This is a genomic window from Streptomyces sp. NPDC048496, from assembly GCF_043200055.1.
In the GTDB taxonomy this organism is placed as follows: domain Bacteria; phylum Actinomycetota; class Actinomycetes; order Streptomycetales; family Streptomycetaceae; genus Streptomyces.
In genome coordinates this window covers 222,098-238,903 of sequence record NZ_JBICXB010000005.1, presented here as the reverse complement: position 1 = coordinate 238,903, position 16,806 = coordinate 222,098, and the positions used below count along the sequence as shown (strand labels likewise).

The following is a 16,806-nucleotide window of genomic DNA, read 5'->3' as shown; positions in this document are numbered from 1 at the left end:
ATGCGCGCAACTTTGCTAAGTGTTGGCGGAAAATGCCAACGGAATGGGTCCTTTGGGCTGGTGTCCACCACGCCCCTGCGTCTCGGCTTCACCACGTTCCCGATGCCGTCCAAGCGGCAGCTGGGTGCGCCGACCCACCGGGTCTTCGTCAACAACGACTGGGCGAAGCTGCTGGGGCAGAAGAAGACCTACGGTTCGTCGCACGACCGCGAGCAGGTCATCCCGGCCAAGCTGGGCAGCCCGTCCAAGATCAAGCACATCTTTCTGATCATCAAGGAACCCGGCGCAGCTGAACCGGATCACCGGTACGCGTCCACCGGATGGACCAAGCCGTACCCGGGGGACGACTGGATCCTCGCGCCCAATGAGGTACCGGGCCGGGACACCCCGCCGCAGGAGATCGGCGACTGATCGCACGCCCGGTTCCAGCGGGCCGGTCGCCCGTACCGAAGGGCGGCCGGCCCCTTCCGGAGGGGCGGGCATGAAGCGGAGCTGCGGCTGCGCTTAAGAAAACCTCGATGGACCTGGGGCGCGGGGTACGGCAGATTTCTCCGTGGCGGCGGAGGATGGTGCGCGGCAGCCGATCACCGTGCGTGCTGCCCCCATGCCGTCCCTCTCATCTTCCCCGGGCCGCAGGCTCCCTTCGAGGCTGCCCCCGGCCCGGGGCGTTCACCTCGCACCACGTACAGGGAGCCACAGCCGTGAAGGCACTTGTGAAGCAGAAGGCCGAGCCCGGACTCTGGCTGATGGACGTTCCCGAGCCGGAGATCGGCCCCTCGGACGTGCTGATCAAGGTCCTCCGCACCGGCATCTGCGGAACCGACCTGCACATCCGCAACTACGACGGCTGGGCGCAGCAGGCCGTGAAGACGCCGCTCGTCCTCGGCCACGAGTTCGTCGGCGAGGTCGCCGCGATCGGCGCCGATGTCGTCGACATCGCCGTCGGTGACCTGGTCAGCGGCGAAGGTCACCTGGTCTGCGGGAAGTGCCGCAACTGTCTGGCCGGACGCCGCCACCTCTGCCGCTCCACCGTCGGGCTCGGCGTCGGCCGGGACGGGGCGTTCGCCGAGTACGTCGCGCTGCCCGCTTCCAACGTGTGGGTGCACCGGGTCCCCGTCGACCTCGACATCGCCGCGATCTTCGACCCGTTCGGCAACGCCGTGCACACCGCGCTGTCCTTCCCGCTGGTCGGCGAGGACGTCCTGATCACCGGCGCCGGCCCGATCGGCATCATGGCCGCGGCCGTCGCCAAGCACGCGGGCGCCCGCAACGTCGTCATCACCGACGTCAGCGAGGCCCGGCTCGAACTCGCGCGGAAGGTCGGCGTCAGCCTCGCCCTCAACGTCGCCGAGGAGACCATCGCCGACGGCCAGCGCCACCTCGGCCTGCGCGAGGGCTTCGACATCGGCCTGGAGATGTCCGGCCGCCCCGAGGCCATGCGCGACATGATCGCGAACATGACGCACGGCGGACGGATCGCCATGCTCGGACTGCCGTCCGAGGAGTTCGCCGTCGACTGGTCCAGCGTCGTCACCTCGATGATCACGATCAAGGGCATCTACGGCCGCGAGATGTACGAGACCTGGTACGCCATGTCCGTCCTGCTGGAGGGCGGCCTCGACCTCGCCCCCGTGGTCACCGGACGGTACGGCTACCGCGACTTCGAGGCGGCCTTCGACGACGCGGCGAGCGGACGCGGCGGCAAGATCATCCTCGACTGGACCGTCTGACCGACCTCGTACCGACCTCGTACCGGCCCGTACACACCAGGAGACACCCCTCATGTTCGACTCCGTACGCGACGACATGCGCACGACCCTCGACGAGATCAAGGCCGCCGGACTCCACAAGCCCGAGCGCGTGATCGGCACCCCGCAGTCCGCGACCGTAGCCGTCACCGCCGGTGGCCGCCCCGGTGAGGTGCTCAACTTCTGCGCCAACAACTACCTGGGCCTCGCCGACCACCCCGAGGTGATCACCGCCGCCCACGAGGCGCTGGACCGCTGGGGCTACGGGATGGCCTCGGTCCGCTTCATCTGCGGGACGCAGGAGGTCCACAAGGAGCTGGAGCAGCGGCTCTCGTCGTTCCTCGGCCAGGAGGACACGATCCTCTACTCCTCCTGCTTCGACGCCAACGGCGGCGTGTTCGAGACCGTCCTCGGTCCGGAGGACGCGGTCATCTCCGACGCCCTCAACCACGCCTCCATCATCGACGGCATCCGCCTCTCCAAGGCCAAGCGGTTCCGCTACGCGAACCGCGACATGGACGACCTGGAGCAGCAGCTCAAGGAGGCGTCCGGGGCGCGGCGCCGGCTCATCGTCACCGACGGCGTGTTCTCCATGGACGGGTACGTCGCCCCGCTCGGCGAGATCTGCGACCTGGCCGACCGGTACGACGCCATGGTCATGGTCGACGACTCGCACGCCGTCGGCTTCGTGGGCCCGGGCGGCCGCGGCACGCCCGAGCTGCACGACGTCATGGACCGCGTCGACATCATCACCGGCACGCTCGGCAAGGCGCTCGGCGGTGCCTCCGGCGGCTACGTCGCGGCCCGCGCCGAGATCGTCGCACTGCTGCGCCAGCGGTCCCGCCCGTACCTCTTCTCCAACTCCCTCGCCCCGGTCATCGCGGCGGCCTCGCTCAAGGTCATCGACCTGCTGGAGTCCGCCGGTGACCTGCGCGAGCGGCTGAACGCCAACACCGCGCTCTTCCGCAACCGGATGACCGAGGAGGGCTTCGACGTCCTGCCCGGCGACCACGCCATCGCCCCCGTGATGATCGGGGACGCGGCGAAGGCAGGCCGGATGGCGGAGCTGCTCCTGGAGCGCGGTGTGTATGTGATCGGGTTCTCCTACCCGGTCGTCCCGCAGGGCGCGGCGCGCATCCGCGTCCAGCTGTCGGCCGCGCACTCCACGGCCGACGTGAACCGTGCGGTGGACGCGTTCGTCGACGCACGGGCCGCGCTCGGCGAGTAGCTCGACGAGCGGGGTGGTCCCAGGCCCCGTACACCCCTCGGGGCCTGGGACAATGGATCACATGATCGATGCACGGCGGCTGCGTATTCTCCGTGCGGTGGCCGACCACCGCACCGTGACTGCGGCAGCCGCCGCGCTCTATCTGACGCCGTCCGCCGTCTCCCAGCAGCTCGCCGCCCTGGAACAGGAGACCGGCCACCGGATGGTCGACCGCAGCGCCCGCGGCGTACGGCTCACACCGGCCGGCGAGATCCTGCTGACGCACACCAATGCGGTGCTGGCCCAGCTGGAACGGGCCGAGGCGGAGCTCGCCGCGTACGGGGCGGGAGACGCCGGTACGGTCACGGTCGCCGCGTTCGCCACCGGCATCGGGCTCGTGCTCGCCCCCGCCATCGCCGAGCTGACGTCGACCGCGCCCGGCATCCGGGTCCGGGTGCAGGACGCGGAAGGCGACGCGAGCGTGCCGATGGTGCTCGACCGGCAGGTCGATGTGGCGGTCGCCGTCGAATACCGGGGCGCGCCCGGCGAGGACGACCGGCGGCTGACCCGGGTGCCGCTGTACTCGGAGCCGTTCGACGCCGTGCTGCCGGTGGGGCACCGGCTGGCCGGCCAGGACCAGGTGGCCATCGCGGACCTCGAGAAGGACCCGTGGATCGGCCCGTACCCCGGCAACCCGTGCCATGACGTGGTGGTCCTGGCCTGCGAGTTCGCCGGCTTCCAGCCGAGGCTGGAGCACTCCTCGGACGACTTCCGTGCGGTGGTGGCGCTGGCCGGCGCGGGTGCCGGGGTGGCGCTGGTGCCGCGGTCGGCGTTGCGGGGGATGGATCTCACGGGGGTGGTGGTGCGGCCGGTGGAGGGCAGCGCGCCGACCCGCCGGGTCTTCGCCGCGGTGCGGCACGGCGCGGAGGGGCATCCGCTGATCGCGCCGGTGCTCGACGCGCTGGCCACGGCGGCGGTACGGGAAGCGGCGCTGCCGCTGCCGGCCTCACCATGACGCGCGCCGGGGCGGGCACGTTGTGCGCCTCCCCCCGGCGCGCGCCCACCGCGGGCGTCGCCCTCAATCGAGGGGCGGGCCCGATCCGCGTCGGTGGGGCCCGGTCGTGCCGTACGGGCTCACCCGCGGCGCTTGAGGACGGAGCGGCCGCCGGACGAGCCCGGCCACATCGTCCCCGCACCCGCCGCCACCGCCACGGCCAGTACCAGCACCCCGTACTGCACCGGCGGCAGGTAGGGCAACGAACCGGTCGTCGACACGGCGAAGGCCACCAGCGGGACCGCCGCGACCAGCGTGCCGATCGCCAGGCCCGTCACCGTCACCAGACCGGTCTCCAGCGCCACCATCCGCCTCACCTGCCGATGGCCCGCGCCGACCATGCGCAGCAGGCGGAACTCCGCGCGGCGGCCCACCGTGATCAGGGACAGCGTGCTGATCACCGCGAGCAGTGCGAAGCCGCCGATCACCCCCACACCGATGACGGTCAAGGCGTTCTTCCCGCCCGTGGCCGACGGGGCGATCCGTATGTCGTCCGCCGTCGCGGCACGGACCCGTACACCCGCGTACGGGGCGAGCGCACGGCGCACCTCCGAAGCCGAAGCCGCTCCGCCGTCCGCCGTGCGGATCAGGATCCGCTGGTCGCGCGGGGCCGACACATGCCCGGCCAGGGTCTCGCGCGGCAGCATGAACTCACCGATCCCCAGCGCCCGTTCGTAGAGCGCCACCACGCGGAGCCGTACGTCCGTACCGTCGCCGAGACGGAGCTTCACCGTGTCGCCGGTGCCCACGCCGAGATCGGCGGCCCGGTCCTCGCCGACCGCGATCGTGCCCCGGCCGGTGAGGTCCGCCAGATCGCCCGCCGTAACGTGCGGATCGAGCGTGCCGGACAGCTGGTCCGCCGTCACGCCCAGCACGGGGAGCCGGTCCAGCTTCGGATCGCCCACCTCGCGACGGGCGAGGACGACGCTCGAACGCAGCACACCGGTCGCCGCCGTCACTCCGGGCGCCTCGCGCACCGCCTGTGCCGCAGCGGCCGGCAGTCCGGCGGAGGGACCCGTCACCACCAGGTTCGCCCGGAGCGAGGCAGCGGCCTGCCGGTCGGCGGCCCGCTCCATTGTCGAGTCGGCCGCCAGCTGTACGCAGACGAAGGCGACGACCAGCACGATCGGGGTGATCGCCGCACCGAGGCGCCGATGGTGCGCGGCGGCGGACTTGGCGGCCAGGAATCCGGAGACCCCGCCCACACGCCGTATCGGTGTGCCGAGCACCCGCATCGCCGTCCGGGCGATCCACGGACTGAGCAGCGCCACCGCGATGATCAGCGAGGTCGCCGCACCCGAGGCCGCCACCGCGCCGGCCTGCCCGCCATGTACCGTTGCCGCGCCCGCCGAACCGACGCCCGCGACGGCCAGCACCGCTCCGGCGCCCGTACGCACCCGGCCCGGCTTGCCCGGCTCGGGCGCACGGGCCACGTCCAGCGCCGCGGCGGGCCGCAGCCCGGTGATGGACCTGGCCGCGAGCATCGCCACCGGACGAGCCGCGAGCGTGACGAGCACCGCGCCCACGGCGCCCGCGACGAACGACAGCCACACCGGTACGGGCAGCGGCAGTGGGTCCGTGGTCAGCAGGGACCGTATCAGCAGCCCCAGCGGAACGGCTCCGATCCCGCCCAGCACCGCCGCGGCGCCGGCCACCCGGCTCGTCTCACGGCCGACGGCCGACCTGAGCTGACGGGGCGTCGCCCCGACCGCACGTAGTAGAGCCAGTTCGCCGGAGCGCTGGTGGACCGCCTGAGAGAGCGTGGTGGCGATCACCAGGAGCGCCACCATGAAGACCGTTCCGGTGATCGAACTGAGCATGGACAGCAGATCGCCGCGCCTGCCGAGCGCGTCGAGGTACTCGGCCTGCCCGCGCTCCGGACCGGTGAGGACCCGTATCCCGTGGTCGCCATGTGCGCGGTCGGGCAGCGCACTGTCCAGTGACGCCCGCAGCGCGTCCGCGGACACGCCCTTCTCGGCGACGATCCCGATGGCATCGACCGTGCCCGGGTGCCCGGCCAGGGCGGTCAACCGACGCTCGGTGAAGAAGACGGCGGGGGCGCCGCCGCGGTGACCGGTGTCGGCAACGCCGCTGACGGTGTACGGCCGCGGAGCCCCGTCGATCTGCAAGGTCACCCGGTCGCCCGGCGCGCTCCCGGCAGCGGCCGCCAGCGCGCTGTCCAGGACCACTTCGGCGGAGGTCCTCGGCGCGTGCCCTCCGGCCAGCCGGTACGGAGTGAGCGCGGCGGACGCCCAGGAACGGCCGACAGCCGAAGCTCCGCCGCCGGTACCCCCGCTCCCACTGCCCACAGCCACCGGAACCGAATCGTCGGCGACGGCCTTCGCGACCCCGTCGGCGCCGGCCGCCTTCGCCACCACCGAGCGGTCCAGACGGACCCGTTCCGCCAGATACGCCGTCGCGGTCTTCGGCTTACTGCCCCACGGCTTCACCGTGTACGTCACCCGCTGGTCGGCCGCCACCACCGCGTCGGCCCCGGCATGGCGCTCCAGCGGCGGCTTCGCCAGCAGCAGCGAACCGATGACGAAAGCGAACGCGCCGATCAGCGCGGCAGTGGCCGTCGTCGCGGCGAACACCGCGGTCCAGGCCCGGCGGTGGGTCTTCAGCGAACGCCGGGCGAGGAACGCCGAAGCCCGCCGCATCCCGGATCGCGCGTCCTTGTACGGCCTCTGCGTGTCCGTCGGTGTGTCCGTGCTCATCGCAGCCGACCGCTGTCCATCGTCAGCACGGTGTCCGCCCAGCTCGCCGCCATCGGATCATGGGTGACCATGACGACCGTACGGCCGTCGACCCGGACCGCGTCCCGCAGCAGACCGAGGACCAGCGCCGCCGACTCCGGGTCCAGGGACGCCGTCGGCTCGTCCGCGAAGATCACATCGGGTTCGGTCACCAGCGCCCGTGCCACCGCGACCCGCTGCTGCTGGCCGCCCGAGAGCGTCGCGGGGCCCTGCGCACCGCGGCCCGTCAGGCCGACCCGGGCCAGCAGATCCCGGCCGCGGGTCAGCACCCGTTCGTCCGCCGGATCGGCGCCCGCCAGCACCAGCGGCAGTACGACGTTCTCCTCGATGCTCAGCGAAGGCACCAGGTTCAGGGCGTGGGACTGGAAGACGAAGCCGATCCGGTCCCGGCGCAGTCGCGTCAGCGCGGCTTCCGACAGCGAGCCGAGATCGGTGCCCCCGATCCGTACCGTCCCCGATGTCGGCCGGTCCAGGCCCGCCGCGCACTGGAGGAACGTGCTCTTGCCCGATCCCGAGGGGCCCACCACCGCGGTGAAACTCCCGGCCGGGACCACACAGCTCACCGCGTCGAGCGCGGTCGCCTCCTGGCCGCCGCCCCGCCGACCGTAGCGTCGGCTCACCGACTCCAGACTCAGCGCGGTTGCCCGCGCCGCTGTGATCGTGTCCACCGTTGACTCCACCGTACCTTCTCCGCCTATGCCTTCTGACCTGCGTAAACGCTATGCGGATGAGAGTGCTCGCACGAGGGTGCGCACTCCCGTGAAGGGGGTGCAGCCAGCTCCACCAGGGGTGGGGGGAGATCCCCACTCCGGCGGTGGCCGAACCCCCGTAACGTGGTGCGTCATGAGCACCACTCCTGCCCCGCTGACGGCCGCCATCCGGCGCTCGTGGGATGCCTCGCGCTACCTCCTCATCGGCGTTCCGATCGCGTTGGCCGCGTATGTGGGCACGTTCCTGGTGGTGGCGGTCCTGCTGTTCGCCGTCGTGCTCATCGGGCTGCCCGCCCTGCCCGAGGCGGCCAAAGTGCTGCGCCGGTTCGCCGAGTTCGAACGCCGCAGGGCAGCGGCGCGGCTCGGCGTACCGTTCGCGCCGATGCCGTATCCGCCGCTGGACAGCGGTGAACTCTCCGAGCGGGTCCGACGCGTACTCACCGACCCGACGGTCTGGCGCGACGCGCTCTGGCTGCCGATCCAGGCGCTCATGGGCAACGTCCTCGGCTACCTCACGATGGTGCTGTGGCCGGTCGGGCTCCTCGTCGACGGGGCCGCGCTGCCCGTCGTGCACCTGCTGGACCGGCGGGCCGCCGACGAGTACGGGACACCGCTGCCCGCGCGCCAGGGATGGATGCTGCGCTGGCATTCCGTACTCGCGGATCTGTCTGCGAGCTGGACCCGGTCCCTGCTCACCTTCTCGCCGTCCACCGTGCTCGCCGACCGGATCGCCCAGCTGACCGAGAGCCGGGCCGGTGCCGTCGAGGCGCACGGCGCCGAACTGCGCCGCATCGAAAGGGATCTGCACGACGGAGCCCAGGCCAGGATCGTCGCCCTGTCGATGCGCATCGGGCTCGCCAAGCAGCTCCTCGACCGCGACCCCGCCGCCGCCCGGCTCCGCCTCGACGAGGCCCAGGACGGCGCGGAGGCGGCCCTCGCGGAGCTGCGGCACGTGGTCCGCGGCATCCATCCGCCCGTGCTGACGGACCGTGGACTGGCGGGTGCGGTACGGGCGCTGGCCGCCGATGTCGCCGTACCCGTCACCGCGGACCTCGACGGTGTCGAGGACGGGCGGCGGCTCCCGGCCGCCATCGAGGCGGCCGCGTACTTCGTGGTCGCCGAGGCGCTCACCAACATCAGCAAGCACAGCGGCGCGACGGCCGCCACCGTCCGGATCGGCAGGGGCCCCGACACCTTGCGTGTGGTCGTCGGGGACGATGGACACGGCGGCGCGGACGAACGCGCCGGCAGCGGCCTGGTGGGGATCAGGCGGCGGGTCGCCGCACTGGACGGCACCACCCGCATCAGCAGCCCCACCGGAGGGCCGACGGACATCGAAGTGGAGCTGCCGTGCGGATCGTGATCGCCGAGGACAACGCCTTGCTGCGGGAGGGCCTGATCCTGCTGCTCACCAGTTCGGGCCACGAGGTGGTGGCCGACGCGGCCACCGGGCCCGAGATCCTTCCCGCCCTGCTGAAGCACCGGCCGGACGCCGCCGTCCTCGACGTACGGCTGCCGCCGACGTTCCGGGACGAGGGCCTGCGCGCCGCCGTCGCAGCCCGCGCGGACCTGCCCGAGCTGCCGATCCTCGTCCTGTCCCAGTACGTCGAGGAGACCTACGCCGCCGAGCTGCTTGCCCAGGGCGCCCAGGGCATCGGCTACCTCCTCAAGGACCGGGTGGGCCGGGTCGACCAGTTCCTGGAGGCCCTCGACCGGGTGGCGGCAGGCGGCACGGCCCTCGACCCGGAGGTCGTGACCCAGTTGCTGACCCGCAGGTCGTCCGCCGAACCGCTGCAGAGCCTCACCCCGCGCGAACGCGAGGTGCTGGAACTGATGGCCCAGGGCAAGGCGAACGGCACCATCGCCGCCGAACTCGTCGTCACGGAGAGGGCGGTGAGCAAGCACATCGGCTCGATCTTCGCCAAGCTCGGTCTGGAACCGGACGACGGCACGGTGCACCGGCGGGTGCTCGCCGTACTCGCGTACCTGGAGGGCCGGGCGAACCGCTGAACACCCGGCCCGGCCGCCCGGTCCTTCGCACCCGGCCGCTCAATGCGACGCGCCGCGCAGCCGGGCGACCGCCCACTTCGCCTCCTGGACCAGCTCGCCGATCCCGGTGCCGGACTGCCACGTCGCCCGCCGTGTCCTCCTCCGTAAGGACACTCTCGGGCCGGACCCGTACTACGTGAGAGCTTCCTTCACCAACTGTTTCGCCAGCAGCACGTCAACCTCTTCCGGTACGTTGGCCGACCACGGCTCCGGCGACTACTGCTTTGCTGTTAACGATGCCCTTGTGGGCGTGCATGTCTCGGTCAAGTCGCTGACCGTGACGTACTAAGCGCCTTCCCTCTCCCCCAGGGGCGCGCCCGCGTAGCGCGTGCGCACCCCTGGGGGCCTTTTTCTGCTCCGAGAGACCCTCATGCCCCTGCACTACCAGTCCTGCACCTTCCGTTACGGCCGCAGGTCACGTCCGGTCCTCGACCGGCTGGACCTGGCGTTCTCACCCGGCCACACCGTCCCTCTCGGCCCAAACGGCGCGGGCAAGAGCACTCTGCTCTCCCTCGGTGCCAGCGCCTCGATTTCGCATTCGGGACGCATCCAGTACGGGGAACTTGATCCGGCCAACCGCAAACACACGCGGGCCTACCGAAGCAAGGTTTCCTGGCTGCCGCAACATCCCGGGTTCCTCCCCGGGCTGACGTGCAGAGAGCATGTGGCCTATGTGGGCTGGCTCAAGGGCATGCGGGAGCGTGACGCCTGGCACGCCGCGACGGAGGCGATCGAGCGCGTCGGCCTCACCGAAAAGATCAACAGCAAAATCAAGACACTGTCAGGTGGCCAGCAGCAGCGGATCGCTCTTGCACAGGCGCTGGTCCATGAAGCTGAACTGCTTCTTCTTGACGAGCCAACCGTCGGGCTCGACCCGCATCAGCGGCGCCGGTTCCTCGACTTGCTGATTTCGCTGCGCGGCAAGGTCCACGTGATCGTCTCCACTCACGACATCGGCGACCTCGACGAGGCGTTCGACGAGGTTGTGGTCCTTGAATCGGGGAAACCGAGGTTCAGGGGAACGGTTAAGGAATTCGCCGGCCACGCTGCCCCGGACTGCGCGCCGGGCCGACGTTTGGAGAGCGCCTACGCGTCGCTCCTGGAGGCGGCCGAATGATTACCTGGGCAAATCTCCGCGCCTCGGCCACACCCTGGCTGGTGCTTCCCATCCTGCTATATGCAGGCCTGTACGTCGACGACGCCACCTTCACCGCACCATCGAGGTACGGGGTTGAATCCGGTGAACTGGCCGCCCACGCCATCGCGGTCATCGCCCCGGGAGCGGCCGCGGCTGCCGCGTGGGAGGCGGGCCGCCACCGCCTGATGGGCGCTTTGAGCACCACCGGCCAACGCAGTGCGGTACGGCAGCTCTTGCGGGCTGTCACCCCGGTCCTGATTCTGCTGCTCGTCCTCGTCACCGGCGCGCTCGTGATGGCCTACCAGGCGGTGGGCGTGTTGCCTGAGGGGGCCGGGTGGCTCGCTGTAGCGCACCTGACATTGCTTTCCCTCGGTTGGCTGGTCATCGGCTGGTGCCTCGGACTCATCATGCCCAGGAGCATCGCAGCGCCCGCTGCGGGAATCGGCTGCTGGGCGTGGCTGTCCATGCCGCACGCGATGTCCAACGCCTGGGTGCGTCACCTGGGTGGCTTCATCGACGGGCAGTCGACCGTCACCGATGTGCTCACCCCGGCTGTTTATTTGGTGCCGTGGGGTGTTGTTACTGGCCTGGCCCTCGCGTTCTGGGTTCTGGCCCGGATGCACCAACGCGCCTGGGCGGTGGCTGTTGCCATTGCCGTGGCGGCACTCACCTTCACAGCCGGCCGCGCTTTGGTGATTGACTGGGGCTACCGGAACCCCACGAGCCCCCGCAGCGTCGCCATGGCCTGTACCGGTCAAGCGCCGAGGGTGTGTGTGCCGCCGGAGTACGAGCCTTACGCCCAACAGTTGCGGCGAGACGCCCTGGCTCCGATCAAACGGCTGAAGGATGCTGAAATAGCTGTCCCGGAAGAGCTGCGCGTCACCTCCGCGAAGGTTCCGCTCAAGCCGGGCACGTGGCCGTTGAACTGGTCGCTGCCTCCGCGCGGCGGTGGCCAAGACTCAGCCCAGTACGCCGCAGACCTGGCGGAATCGGCAGTAACCGGGACAGCCGCGCTCGCCGGTGTGGACGACTGCCGACAGCCGGGCTCTCCCGCCGCTGCCTGGGCCGCCCTGGTGGTCGGATTGGACGAAAAGGGTGTACAGGCAGCGCTGCCGCCTACGGAATGGGCGGCACTCCAAAAGATCCGCCGGCTTTCCGCCGAAGAGCAGGCCGACTGGTTCACCAAGACAGCCGCGAGCCAGCAGCACTGCAACAAGGCCCTCTCATGAACCGTTATGCGATCACTGTGCGCCACTGGTGGGCCGCCCCCGCGGCCCTCGCCCTGCTCGTCGTGGTGTGCTGGACGGTGGGGGCGAGTGAAGTCCCTGTCCCCAGCCTGGCCAGCGGGATGGGAAGCGCCCAACTCGCCTACTTCACCCCCGTCCTGATCGTCATCGCCGTCATGTACTGCCTCGAACGGCAACTGCATGAAGCCGAGACCACAGCGGTTCTAGCCGTCCGCCGGTTCGATCAGGGCGCCATCATTCTCACTGCGACCCTCGCACACGCGGCCGGACTGGTGGTGGGGATGGACATCCCACGCAACGTCACTCTCCTTCTCGCGCTCGCGCTCCTCACGCGCCGCCTCGCCAATGAAGCCACGGCAGCAGGAGCCGGGCTGATGTTCCTCATCATCAACATCATCCTCGGCCGCGCCTACAACCCCGATGGTTACACGACCCACACCTGGTGGGCCGTTGCCCTCTACCCTTCCGGCAGCGTGACTGCGTGGCTGGTTGCGGTTGCCCTGTTCGCACTCGCACTCCTGCTGGCATTCTCACGGACTTCGGTTTCTCGCTGATGTCTCAACCATGTGGAATGCGCGGAAGGTGGCCACTGACAACGCTCCCGCGAGGCGGGAAGCCCGCGGCTCACGCGGGCTGGAGCAGGTCCCAGCGGTTGCCGTACAGGTCCTCGAAGACCACGACCGAGCCGTACGGTTCGTGGCGCGGCTCCTCCAGGAAGCGCACTCCGGCCGCCAGCATCCGTGCGTGGTCGGTTGCGAAGTCCTCGGTGTGCAGGAAGAAGCCGACCCGGCCGCCGGTCTGCGCGCCGACGGAAGCCCTCTGGCCCTCGTCCTTGGCGCGGGCCAGCAGCAGCCCCGTACCCGCCGCGGCGCCGCGCGGGCGGACGACGACCCAGCGGGATCCGTCCCCGCGGTCGGTGTCTTCGACGAGTTCGAAGCCGAGGGCGTCCGTGTAGAAGGAGAGGGCCTCGTCGTAGTCGCGGACGACCAGAGTGACCAGGGCGATGTGGGACATGGCGGTTCCTCGGGGGTACGGAGCGGGGGCATACGGCTGAGTTATACGTAACACTACCGAGGGTGCCGCCCATGCCGGGACAATGTCCCGCATGCACCTGAGTGACGTCGGCGAACTGTCGGCCCGCGCCCGCCGGCTCGCCGTCCCCGGCCATCGCCGCATACTCGGCATCGCGGGGCCGCCCGGAGCCGGGAAGTCCACCCTCGCCGCCCAGCTCGTCGAGGCGCTGGCCGGGCTCGCCGTCCTCGTCCCGATGGACGGCTTCCACCTGGCCCGGGCCGAGCTGGACCGGCTGGGCCGGGCCGGCCGCAAGGGCGCCCCCGACACCTTCGACGCCGCCGGGTACGCAGCCCTGCTCCGACGCCTGCGCACGCCCGGGGAGGAGGGGCCCGTCTACGCTCCCGCCTTCGACCGCACCCTGGAGGAGCCGATCGCCGGGGCCGTTCCCGTACCACCGCACATCCCACTCGTCGTCACCGAAGGCAATTACCTGCTCCATGACGACGGCCCCTGGGCGCCGGTGCGCGGGCTGCTCGACGAGGTCTGGTTCCTGGACCTCGACCCGGACGTACGGGTCCGCAGGCTCGTCGACCGCCATGTGCGGTTCGGCAAGCCCCGGCCGTACGCGGAGCGCTGGGTGGCCGGGTCCGACGAAACCAATGCCCGGCTCGTCGACCGTGGCCGGGACCGCGCCGACCTCGTCGTACGGCTGCGCCCGACGTCCTGACCCCCCACTCGCGCCGACTGTCGCCGCCGGGCAGGATGTTGTCTGCCGTGTCGCATCGCCAGGAGGTTCCGCATGTCCAGCCCCGACCAGCCCGTGCCGTTCACCGCCGACGACTACCGGGCGAGGATGGAGCGGGCCGCCGAGTCCGCCGCCGAGGCGGGGCTCGCGGGTGTCCTCGTCGCACCGGGCCCGGACCTCGTCCACCTGACCGGCTACCACCCGGTGAACACCGAACGCCTCACCCTCCTCGTCCTCAAGGCGGGCCAGGACCCGGTCCTCGTCGTCCCCACCCTGGAGGCACCGGACGCCGAGCGGGCCGTCGGCTCCCCGGCCCTGACCCTGCGCGACTGGACCGACGGCAAGGACCCGTACGCCGTGACCGCCCCGCTGCTCGACGCGGCCGGCCGGTTCGGAATCAGCGACAACGCCTGGGCGATGCACCTGCTCGGGCTGCAGAATTTCCTCCCCGGCACCTCGTACGTCTCCCTCACCGAGGCCCTGCCGATGCTGCGGGCGGTCAAGGACGCCGCCGAGCTGGAGCGTCTCGCGGCAGCGGGGGCCGCAGCCGACGCCACGTACGAGGAGATCCTGAAGGTCCGCTTCTCCGGCCGCAAGGAGACCGACGTCGCCGCCGATCTCGCCGCGCTGCTCAAGCAGTTCGGGCACTCGCAGGTCGACTTCACCGTCGTCGGCTCCGGGCCCAACGGCGCCAACCCGCACCACGAGGCGGGCGACCGCACCATCGAGCGCGGCGACATGGTGGTGCTGGACTTCGGCGGCCTCAAGCACGGCTACGGCTCCGACACCTCGCGCACGGTCCATGTCGGCGAACCCAGCGTTGAGGAGCAGCGGGTGCACGACATCGTGCGGGAGGCGCAGGAAGCCGGCTGCCGCGCGGTCCGGCCCGGGGTCGCCTGCCAGGAGATCGACCGGGCGGCCCGCGCCGTCATCACCGAGTTCGGCTACGGCGAGCGCTTCATCCACCGCACCGGACACGGCATCGGTGTCACCACCCATGAACCCCCGTACATGATCGAGGGCGAGGAGCAGCCGCTGGTGCCCGGGATGTGCTTCTCCGTGGAGCCCGGCATCTATCTGCCGGGCCGGTTCGGCGTCCGTATCGAGGACATCGTGACCGTCACGGAGGACGGCGGGCGCCGGCTCAACACGACCGCACGCGAGCTGGCGATCGTCGAATAGCCGGACCGGGAGGAGCGTTCAGCCCCCGGCTTCCGGCTCCCGGTCGCGGAAGTGGTGCTGTACGTCGTACGGCAGCGGTCGGGCACCCGCCGGCAGTGTCGGTGAGGGTGCCACTTCCGCAGGCCCTCACAGCCTCCCCCGCGACAGGGAGTGGGCTCCCTGTCGCGGGGGAGGCCGTCAGTCGTCGGCGAGCACCACGCACGACTCGGGCGGCAGATGCAGCAGCCCGTCCGCGCCCGGCGTCTCCACCGGCTCCCAGGCGGCCAGCACCCTGCCCTCGCTGTTCCGGTTCCGTCCGCCGCCGAGCGGGATCGTGGCCGGCTTCTTGTCGAGGTTGACCGCGATCCGCAGATCGCCCCTGCGATAGGCCAGCCAGCGCGCCTGCTCGTCATGGGCGGTCTTCACCGCGGCCAGATCCGGATCCGACAGATCGGGCAGGGTGCGGCGCAGCGCGATCAGTTCGCGGTACCAGGCGTGAAGGCGGGCATGGGGTTCGCGTTCCGGTTCGGTCCAGTCCAGACAGGAGCGGTCGCGAGTGGCCGGGTCCTGCGGGTCCGGGATGTCGTCCGACGCCCAGCCGTGCGCCGCGAACTCCCGACGCCTGCCGCTGCGTACCGCTTCCGCGAGCGCCGGGTCGGTGTGGTCGGTGAAGAACTGCCAGGGGGTACGGGCGCCCCACTCCTCGCCCATGAACAGCATCGGGGTGAACGGGCCGGTCAGCACGAGCGCCGCCGCGCAGGCCAGCAGCCCGGGGGAGAGGGAGGCGGAGAGCCGGTCGCCGAGTGCCCGGTTGCCGATCTGGTCATGGGTCTGCCCATAGCCGACGAAGCGGGTGGCCGCGGTGCGGGCGATGTCGACGGGGCGGCCGTGGGTGCGGCCGCGGAAGCCGGAGTACGTGCCGTTGTGGAAGAAGGCGCTCGTCAGGGTCTTGGCGAGGGCGGTCAGCGGGGCGGTGGCGAAATCGGCGTAGTAGCCCTGGGACTCGCCGGTCAGCGCCGTGTGCAGGGCGTGGTGGAAGTCGTCGTTCCACTGGGCGTGCAGCCCGATGCCGCCCGCCGCGCGCGGGGTGGTCGTACGCGGGTCGCAGAGGTCCGACTCGGCGATCAGCGGCAGCGGACGGCCGAGCTCCGCGGCGAGCGCGTCGACCGCCGCGGACAGCTCCTCCAGGAAGGTCAGCGCCCGGGTGTCGGCGAGGGCGTGGACCGCGTCGAGCCGCAGTCCGTCGAGCCGGTAGTCGCGCAGCCAGCCGAGCGCGCTGCCCAGCAGATACGCGCGGACCTCGTCCGATCCCGCGGCGTCGAGGTTGACCGCGGCGCCCCACGGCGTGTGGTGGGTCTCGGTGAAGTACGGGCCGAAGGCGGGCAGGTGGTTGCCGGACGGTCCCAGGTGGTTGTGGACCACGTCGAGGACCACCGCAAGACCGAGCCCGTGCGCCGTGTCGACAAAGCGCTTCAGCCCGTCGGGGCCGCCGTACGGTTCGTGCACGGCCCACAGCGACACCCCTTCGTAACCCCACCCGTGCCTGCCGGGGAACGGGCAGACGGGCATCAGCGACACATGGGTGACGCCCAGGTCGGCCAGATGCGGCAGCCGCGCCGCGGCGGCGTCGAAGGTGCCCTCCTCGGTGTACGTGCCGACGTGCAGCTCGTACAGCACGGCACCCGGCAGTCCCCTGCCCGCCCACTCGGTGCGCCAGGTGTACGCCTCCTGGTCGACGACGGCGCTCTCGCCGTCCGGGCCGTCCGGCTGGCGGCGCGAGCGCGGATCGGGCAGCACGGGGCCGTCGTCGAGGACGAAGCCGTACCGGTCCCCGTCCACGGCCTCCGCCTCGGCTGTCCACCAGCCCGTCCGTGCCGGGTCGCGCTCCATCGTCCGCAGCTCACCCGCCAGCCGCAGACCGACGGAATCCGCCTCCGGTGCCCATACCTCGAACAGCATGCGTCGCTCCTCGTCTCC

General features: G+C 71.3%; 15 protein-coding genes. 11 read left to right on the top strand and 4 right to left on the bottom strand.

All coding sequences use genetic code 11. The features are described from left to right. The first annotated feature begins 60 nt into the window (after window positions 1–60). The 4 genes from ACGFSA_RS08475 (at window position 61) to ACGFSA_RS08460 (ending at window position 3,970) form a co-directional block, all read left to right on the top strand. The gene (locus tag ACGFSA_RS08475) at window positions 61–411 is read left to right on the top strand and encodes a hypothetical protein (RefSeq protein WP_393301556.1); all 351 of its coding nucleotides are present in this window, start codon (window positions 61–63) and stop codon (window positions 409–411) included. A 290-nt stretch (window positions 412–701) separates the two neighbouring features. Next, window positions 702–1,730 (top strand): L-threonine 3-dehydrogenase, encoded by a 1,029-nt coding sequence (gene tdh / locus ACGFSA_RS08470; protein WP_393301553.1) that lies wholly within the window; start codon window positions 702–704, stop codon window positions 1,728–1,730. Window positions 1,731–1,782: 52 nt separating this feature from the next. Beyond that, complete coding sequence (locus ACGFSA_RS08465; protein ID WP_393301550.1) at window positions 1,783–2,976, top strand: glycine C-acetyltransferase; 1,194 nt, start codon at window positions 1,783–1,785, stop codon at window positions 2,974–2,976. A gap of 61 nt (window positions 2,977–3,037) precedes the next feature. Further along, window positions 3,038–3,970 carry a LysR family transcriptional regulator gene (locus ACGFSA_RS08460; protein WP_393301547.1) on the top strand — a complete coding sequence of 311 codons (933 nt, stop codon included), beginning with the start codon at window positions 3,038–3,040 and terminating at the stop codon, window positions 3,968–3,970. 119 nt (window positions 3,971–4,089) lie between these two features. On the opposite strand, the gene ACGFSA_RS08455 is transcribed toward ACGFSA_RS08460, so the two are convergent. Both ACGFSA_RS08455 and ACGFSA_RS08450 read right to left on the bottom strand, forming a co-directional pair. After that, window positions 4,090–6,726: an ABC transporter permease gene (locus ACGFSA_RS08455; RefSeq protein ID WP_393301544.1), complete on the bottom strand. Its 2,637-nt coding sequence runs from the start codon at window positions 6,724–6,726 to the stop codon at window positions 4,090–4,092. Continuing rightward, window positions 6,723–7,445, bottom strand: a complete 723-nt coding sequence (locus ACGFSA_RS08450; protein WP_393301541.1) for an ABC transporter ATP-binding protein — start codon at window positions 7,443–7,445, stop codon at window positions 6,723–6,725. Before ACGFSA_RS08450 ends, ACGFSA_RS08455 begins: the two co-directional genes overlap by 4 nt. A gap of 163 nt (window positions 7,446–7,608) precedes the next feature. Between ACGFSA_RS08450 and ACGFSA_RS08445 the strand changes: the two genes are divergently transcribed. The 5 genes from ACGFSA_RS08445 (at window position 7,609) to ACGFSA_RS08425 (ending at window position 12,463) form a co-directional block, all read left to right on the top strand. Then, entirely contained in the window at window positions 7,609–8,838 is a 1,230-nt protein-coding gene (locus ACGFSA_RS08445; protein WP_393301538.1) for a sensor domain-containing protein, read from the top strand. Beyond that, the gene (locus tag ACGFSA_RS08440; protein WP_393301535.1) at window positions 8,826–9,485 is read left to right on the top strand and encodes a LuxR C-terminal-related transcriptional regulator; all 660 of its coding nucleotides are present in this window, start codon (window positions 8,826–8,828) and stop codon (window positions 9,483–9,485) included. The genes ACGFSA_RS08445 and ACGFSA_RS08440 overlap by 13 nt, the downstream gene beginning before the upstream one ends. Before the next feature lie 409 nt (window positions 9,486–9,894). After that, the gene (locus tag ACGFSA_RS08435; RefSeq protein ID WP_393301532.1) at window positions 9,895–10,641 is read left to right on the top strand and encodes an ABC transporter ATP-binding protein; all 747 of its coding nucleotides are present in this window, start codon (window positions 9,895–9,897) and stop codon (window positions 10,639–10,641) included. Then, window positions 10,638–11,891, top strand: a complete 1,254-nt coding sequence (locus tag ACGFSA_RS08430) for a hypothetical protein (RefSeq protein ID WP_393301529.1) — start codon at window positions 10,638–10,640, stop codon at window positions 11,889–11,891. Before ACGFSA_RS08435 ends, ACGFSA_RS08430 begins: the two co-directional genes overlap by 4 nt. Next, window positions 11,888–12,463, top strand: coding sequence for a hypothetical protein (locus tag ACGFSA_RS08425; RefSeq protein ID WP_393301526.1), 576 nt, complete (start codon window positions 11,888–11,890; stop codon window positions 12,461–12,463). Before ACGFSA_RS08430 ends, ACGFSA_RS08425 begins: the two co-directional genes overlap by 4 nt. A 70-nt stretch (window positions 12,464–12,533) precedes the next feature. On the opposite strand, the gene ACGFSA_RS08420 is transcribed toward ACGFSA_RS08425, so the two are convergent. Further along, window positions 12,534–12,923: a VOC family protein gene (locus ACGFSA_RS08420; RefSeq protein ID WP_393301524.1), complete on the bottom strand. Its 390-nt coding sequence runs from the start codon at window positions 12,921–12,923 to the stop codon at window positions 12,534–12,536. 91 nt (window positions 12,924–13,014) lie between these two features. Between ACGFSA_RS08420 and ACGFSA_RS08415 the strand changes: the two genes are divergently transcribed. After that, complete coding sequence (locus ACGFSA_RS08415; protein ID WP_393301521.1) at window positions 13,015–13,650, top strand: nucleoside/nucleotide kinase family protein; 636 nt, start codon at window positions 13,015–13,017, stop codon at window positions 13,648–13,650. A gap of 72 nt (window positions 13,651–13,722) precedes the next feature. After that, a complete protein-coding gene (locus tag ACGFSA_RS08410; RefSeq protein WP_393301518.1) occupies window positions 13,723–14,850 on the top strand; it encodes a M24 family metallopeptidase in 1,128 nt (375 codons plus the stop codon). 177 nt (window positions 14,851–15,027) lie between these two features. Here ACGFSA_RS08410 and treZ read toward each other — a convergent pair whose 3' ends face one another. Then, the gene (gene treZ, locus ACGFSA_RS08405) at window positions 15,028–16,788 is read right to left on the bottom strand and encodes a malto-oligosyltrehalose trehalohydrolase (RefSeq protein ID WP_393301515.1); all 1,761 of its coding nucleotides are present in this window, start codon (window positions 16,786–16,788) and stop codon (window positions 15,028–15,030) included. Between the last annotated feature and the right edge of the window lie 18 nt (window positions 16,789–16,806).

Bases quoted from the DNA above. Each gene is read 5' to 3' on its own strand.
- ACGFSA_RS08465 (WP_393301550.1), top strand. From the start codon at position 1,783: ATGTTCGACTCCGTACGCGACGACATGCGCACGACCCTCGACGAGATC.
- ACGFSA_RS08460 (WP_393301547.1), top strand. From the start codon at position 3,038: ATGATCGATGCACGGCGGCTGCGTATTCTCCGTGCGGTGGCCGACCAC.
- ACGFSA_RS08455 (WP_393301544.1), bottom strand. From the start codon at position 6,726: ATGAGCACGGACACACCGACGGACACGCAGAGGCCGTACAAGGACGCG.
- ACGFSA_RS08445 (WP_393301538.1), top strand. From the start codon at position 7,609: ATGAGCACCACTCCTGCCCCGCTGACGGCCGCCATCCGGCGCTCGTGG.
- ACGFSA_RS08435 (WP_393301532.1), top strand. From the start codon at position 9,895: ATGCCCCTGCACTACCAGTCCTGCACCTTCCGTTACGGCCGCAGGTCA.
- ACGFSA_RS08430 (WP_393301529.1), top strand. From the start codon at position 10,638: ATGATTACCTGGGCAAATCTCCGCGCCTCGGCCACACCCTGGCTGGTG.
- ACGFSA_RS08425 (WP_393301526.1), top strand. From the start codon at position 11,888: ATGAACCGTTATGCGATCACTGTGCGCCACTGGTGGGCCGCCCCCGCG.
- ACGFSA_RS08420 (WP_393301524.1), bottom strand. From the start codon at position 12,923: ATGTCCCACATCGCCCTGGTCACTCTGGTCGTCCGCGACTACGACGAG.
- ACGFSA_RS08415 (WP_393301521.1), top strand. From the start codon at position 13,015: ATGCACCTGAGTGACGTCGGCGAACTGTCGGCCCGCGCCCGCCGGCTC.
- ACGFSA_RS08410 (WP_393301518.1), top strand. From the start codon at position 13,723: ATGTCCAGCCCCGACCAGCCCGTGCCGTTCACCGCCGACGACTACCGG.
- treZ (WP_393301515.1), bottom strand. From the start codon at position 16,788: ATGCTGTTCGAGGTATGGGCACCGGAGGCGGATTCCGTCGGTCTGCGG.